This is a genomic window from Halohasta salina (assembly GCF_024178165.1).
Classification (GTDB): domain Archaea; phylum Halobacteriota; class Halobacteria; order Halobacteriales; family Haloferacaceae; genus Halohasta; species Halohasta salina.
In genome coordinates, this window is sequence record NZ_JAMZIE010000021.1 from 1 (window position 1) to 5731 (window position 5731).

Genomic DNA, 5731 nt, shown 5'->3' on the forward strand with positions numbered 1-5731 from the left:
GCTTGCGGGCTTGGTATGAGTGTGATCCGTGTGGATCACGGTATGAGGGTGATTCCAGCGGAATCACCGATGAGTAGGGGCGGCGAACCACGGCTCCCAGAGGGTCTCCCACTCCAGTACTGCGTGGTACGCAGACGAGCTTAACTTCCGTGTTCGGGATGGGTACGGGTGGAACCTCGTCGCTATGGCCGCCGTAACGCCGACCAGTGGAGTCGAACCACTGCAAGTCCAAGTCGGTCGAACGGTCCGTACGATCGTGTGAATACGTGCAATCCAGTTTGCGCCTGGACCCATTACAATGGGTCAGTGCATAGTATGATTGTGGCTTGGTCTGTTAGTTCTCGTGGGCTCAACACCTCGTTGCCTCGGTGCGCACACCCCGAGTCTATCGAACTCGTCTTCTACGAGTGACCTCTGTGGTACGTCTTTTTCATGTGGGTTTCGAGCTTAGATGCGTTCAGCTCTTACCCCGCGGCACGTGGATACTCGGCAACTGCCCTGACGGACAACCGATACACCAGTGGTGCCCAGTCGTAGTTCCTCTCGTACTATACGACCGTTCATGGCACGTACCGTAACACCCCCAATAGATAGCAGCCGACCTGTCTCACGACGGTCTAAACCCAGCTCACGACCTCCTTTAATAGGCGAACAACCTCACCCTTGCCCGCTTCTGCACGGGCAGGATGGAGGGAACCGACATCGAGGTAGCAAGCCACGCGGTCGATATGTGCTCTTGCGCGTGACGACTCTGTTATCCCTAAGGTAGCTTTTCTGTCATCTACGGGCCCCATCAATGGGCCTCGTAGGTTCGCTAGACCACGCTTTCGCGTCAGCGACACTCGTTGGGAATGTCACTGTCAGACTTCCGTTTGCTCTTGCGCTCTTCCTCGGGTTCCCGACCCGAGTGAGGAAATCTTGGGGCGCGCTCGATATCTTTTCGAGCGCGTACCGCCCCAGTCAAACTGCCCAGCTACCGGTGTCCTCCTCCCGGAGTGAGAGTCGCAGTCACCATCGGGTAGTATTTCAATGATGTCTGGGTGGCCCGCTGGCGCGGGTACCTCTGTAATGACTCCTACCTATGCTGCACAATGGCGACCACGTCTCAGCGACAGCTTGCAGTAAAGCTCTATAGGGTCTTCGCTTCCCCTTGGGGGTCTCCAGACTCCGCACTGGAACGTACAGTTCACCGGGTCCAGCGTTGGGACAGTGACGCTCTCGTTGATCCATTCATGCGAGTCGCTACTGAAGCGACAAGGTACTACGCTACCTTAAGAGGGTCATAGTTACCCCCGCCGTTGACGGGTCCTTCGTCCTCTTGTACGAGGTGTTCAGATACCCGCACTGGGCAGGATTCAGTGACTGTACGAGTCCTTGCGGATTTGCAGTCACCTGTGTTGTTACTAGACAGTCGGAGCGTCCGAGATATTGCAACCTGCTCCATTCCGGAGCAGGCATCCCTTCTTGCGAACGTACGGGACTAACTTGCCGAATTCCCTAACGCCGGTTGTCCCGACAGACCTTGGCTTTCGCTGCCAGAGCACCTGTGTCGGATCTCGGTACGGACATCGCGCTTGCCGTTTCACGGGCCCCGGGTAACACCGACTTGCGCTGTCTCGGGCTTTACTCGCTTCGTGCCGTTACGGCTTCCACGAGTGTCCCCGATTCGACCGGGCGACTGCCCGGCTCGGTGGTTCCTGAGGCGTTGGCGTTGAGTGGCGACGGTACTGGAATATTAACCAGTTTCCCTGTTGTCCCCGTCGAGTTACGGGGGGACTTAGGACCGACTAACCCTCAGCTGAGTGACAGTGCTGAGGAACCCTTGCTCATTAGGTCGTCGAGGTTCTCACCCGACTATTGCTGCTACTGTGACCAGGATTTTCGTTACTGAACGGTCCACACGAGCTCTCGCCCGGGCTTCCACCCGATCAGTACGCCGACCTACGTGGTCACCCCTGGTAGGGTGCTGCTAGGTCTCGGAAATGGATTTGAGCCCCGATCATTTTGGGCGCCTCGAACCTCGGCCGGTAAGCTGTTACGCTTTTCTTAGAGGGTTGCTGCTTCTAAGCTCACCTCCCGGCTGTTTAGGGCTCGAGACCACCTTCGATCGCACTTAATCCATATTTTGGGTCCTTAACCCAGCTCTGGGTTGTCTCCCTTACGGACCACAGGCTTACCCCGCAGTCCGGACTCCCATCGTCTACAACGTTCGTAAGTTCGGAGTTCGACAACAAAGCCGACTCCTCTCGGAGGCGGGATTTGTAATCGGTAGCTCTACCTCACGAACTATCTCGGATGAGGTCATGCTTCGACATGTTTCGGTCGGAACCAGCTGTTGCCGAGTTCGATGGGCCTTTCACCCCTATACGTAGGTCACGAGAGGGTATTGTAAGACACCAACTCTAACGGGCCTTCACGTGCCTTTCGGCACGCTTCACCCTGCCCACGCATAGATCACTCGGTTTCGGGTCGTATCCCTGCGACTCCCCGCCCTTAAAAGACGGCGGCCCTCACCGTGAGGCTGCGGCCATGTCGCTTTCGCTACGTCTGCTCCGATCATCGGATTAGACTCGCCACAGAGATACACTCCCTGGTTCGTTTTTCAAAACGTACGACGCAACACCGGCTTCGCTTCCCGCTTACTGGATGCTCGCGCATCGGTCATTCTGGAAGCGACCTTGTGTGCCACGTCGTTCTATCGCCAACTGATTTCAGGCTCTATTGCACGATCCGTTGTGGAGTGCTTTTCAGCGTTCGCTCACGCTACTTGTTCGCTATCGGTCTCGAGGAGTATTGAGTCTTCCCGGGGGATGCCCGGGGAATCTTCACGAGGGATATCCGACCCCCGCTACTCTGGATCTGACGCACGACGTACTTGCCTTCGATACGGGGTTGTCACCCTGTATCACGCTCCGTTCCAGAAGACTTCTCGAAGGTGTTCGGTCGATGAGTGTCAGTCCGTACACCACATTGCCCGTGAGGGCTTCGGTTTGGACTGTGTCGTGTTCACTCGCCGTTACTAACGACATCGCGGTTGCGTTCTTTTCCTGTCGGTACTGAGATGTTTCAATTCCCGACGTTCCCTATTGCGCAAAGCAATTGTGAGAGGGATTCCCATTCGGAGATCCTACGTTCTTCGCCTCCATGCGGCTCCCGTAGGCTTTTCGCAGCTTGGCACGTCCGTCATCGGCTCTCGAGCCGAGCCATTCACCAGCTGGCACAGTAGCCAGTTGATTGAGGCGACTAAGTCGCCTCATAGTTGAGACACACAGCGTGTCTCGAATGATATGATGTTCACTGTACCCGGAAAGCGTGGGTCTCAAAGAGAACCACGACTAACTGTAATGGGTCCAGTGGACGCCTGGATTGCACGTACACACGATCTCATCACACGCCGGGGTGGTATAGCCGGCGTGTTCGACCCTTCCCATCCACGCTCACGCGGGACGGTGCATCGGTTTTCTGCGTATTACACCCCAACGCCGTCACCCGTATAAGGGGCACGGTTTGGAGTGCGCAGCCATGGACTCAGTGGGATTCGAACCCACGGCATCCTCCTTGCAAAGGAGGCACTCTGCCGCTGAGCTATGAGCCCAACTCCAGTCAGACTGGAGTCGCGAAATGTTAGCCTTGGTAGTTCGAAGGTGCCCGATCGCACGGCGGGGCCGAGTGGAATCACACTGACTCGGATGGAGTCAGTGTCGGACTGCAACGAGTATGAACGGTGAGTCTGCCCGAAGTGGGCAGATCTCGATCTGTAGGAGGTGATCCAGCCGCAGATTCCCCTACGGCTACCTTGTTACGACTTAAGCCCCCTTGCGAAGCCCAGATTCGACCACAGTGATGTGGCCTCATCCGGACCTCACTCGGGTGCTTTGACGGGCGGTGTGTGCAAGGAGCAGGGACGTATTCACCGCGCTCTTCTGAAACGCGATTACTACCGAATCCAGCTTCATGCGGACGAGTTTCAGTCCGCAATCCGAACTACGACCAGGTTTCTGAGATTACCGTCGCCTCTCGGCGTAGGAACCCATTGTCCTGACCATTGTAGCCCGCGTGTTGCCCAGCCCATTCGGGGCATACTGACCTACCGTTGCCCATTCCTTCCTCCGCTTTAGCAGCGGCAGTCTTCCTAATGTACCCACCCGGCGTGCGCCGGTGCTGGCAATTAGGAACGTGGGTCTCGCTCGTTGCCTGACTTAACAGGACGCCTCACGGTACGAGCTGACGGCGGCCATGCACCTCCTCTCATCAGCTCGGGCAGATGTCGTCAACATGACCGTCATTACTGATGTCGGGGCTGGTGAGATGTCCGGCGTTGAGTCCAATTAAACCGCAGGCTCCTCCGGTTGTAGTGCTCCCCCGCCAATTCCTTTAAGTTTCATCCTTGCGGACGTACTTCCCAGGCGGCTCGTTTAGCGGCTTCCCTACGGCACAGCACCCACTCGTAGTGGGTGCCACACCTAACGAGCATCGTTTACAGCTAGGACTACCCGGGTATCTAATCCGGTTCGAGACCCTAGCTTTCGTCCCTCACTGTCGAATCCGTCCTCTCAGAGTGCTTTCGCCATCGGTGGTCCGTCCGGGATTACGGGATTTCACTCCTACCCCGGACGTACCCTCTGAGCCTTCCGGTTCCAAGCCAGACAGTTTCCGCCGGACGCCCACCTGTTGGGCAGGTGGATTTCCCGACGGACTTGGCTGGCCAGCTACGGACGCTTTAGGCCCAATAATATGGGACATCACTCGAGCTGCCGGTATTACCGCGGCGGCTGGCACCGGTCTTGCCCAGCTCTTATTCGTTGACCTCCTTACAGTCAACAAAAGCGAGGGCTAATATGCCCTCGCACTCGGGATTCCCCTATCGCACTTGCGTGCAGTGTAAAGGTTTCGCGCCTGCTGCGCCCCGTAGGGCCCGGAATCTTGTCTCAGATTCCGTCTCCGGGCTCTGACTCTCATCACCCGTACCGATTATTGGCACGGTGGGCCGTTACCCCACCGTCTACCTAATCGGCCGCAGCCGCATCCTTCAGCGCCGAAACGTTTGGAGGACGCCGCATTCCAGCAGGCGTCCCGTATCCAGTCTTAGCCTCAGTTTCCCGAGGTTATTCTGGTCTGAAGGGTAGCTTGGCCACGTGTTACTGAGCTATCTGCCGCGAATCTAATTCGCACGACTAGCATGGCTAAATCGAATCCCAATAGCAATGTCCTCCGGCAGGATCAACCGGAATGTGTCCACACCCAGAGGGTGTGGGGGCTGGCGGGAACGATCCCTGACGGGATCGGTCACCAAATGTGTCTCATTGCATGGTCCGAGTTCGGCGTCCACCGAGCGATCGGGTGGCACCGAACTACCAAGGCTAACGTCGGATCCCATCTGTACGGCGTACCGCAGGGGCGGGATCCCCATTTCTTCGGATTAGATCGAACACGGTTGAGGGGTATAAACCCGTCGAACCTCGCTCGGTGTGAGCGAGACGTGTTTGATCTGCTCCACGAGTGCCGACCGAGTTGAACGGTCTTGCAATCCCGTGTGTTGTCTGTTGCATTCCATCCGAATGCCCTTATACACTTAAGGGCATCGTTGTGGGATGGCCGCCGTCGGGCGATTCCGACGGCGGGTGTCGTCCGGGAGTGACCCGTGCGACCTTCGCATTTCTTCGGATGGGAGGTACACATTTAACCCCGTCGAAGGAAGGCCGCTTCGGCATGCGGTTTCATGCCGTGTGAG

The 5731-nt window shown here is 57.1% G+C and carries 1 tRNA gene and 3 rRNA genes; all 4 read right to left on the reverse strand.

Features of this window, described 5'->3' with window-relative positions:
- Positions 1-74: 74 nt before the first annotated feature.
- Positions 75-196 (reverse strand): 5S ribosomal RNA (gene rrf / locus NKJ34_RS15605).
- A gap of 120 nt (positions 197-316) precedes the next feature.
- Positions 317-3235, reverse strand: a 23S ribosomal RNA gene (locus tag NKJ34_RS15610).
- Positions 3236-3523: 288 nt separating this feature from the next.
- Positions 3524-3595, reverse strand: a tRNA-Ala gene (locus NKJ34_RS15615).
- Between the two features lie 164 nt (positions 3596-3759).
- Positions 3760-5231: ribosomal RNA gene (locus NKJ34_RS15620) — 16S ribosomal RNA — on the reverse strand.
- Together the 16S, 23S and 5S rRNA genes with 1 tRNA gene alongside form the textbook arrangement of a ribosomal RNA operon.
- Positions 5232-5731: the final 500 nt, after the last annotated feature.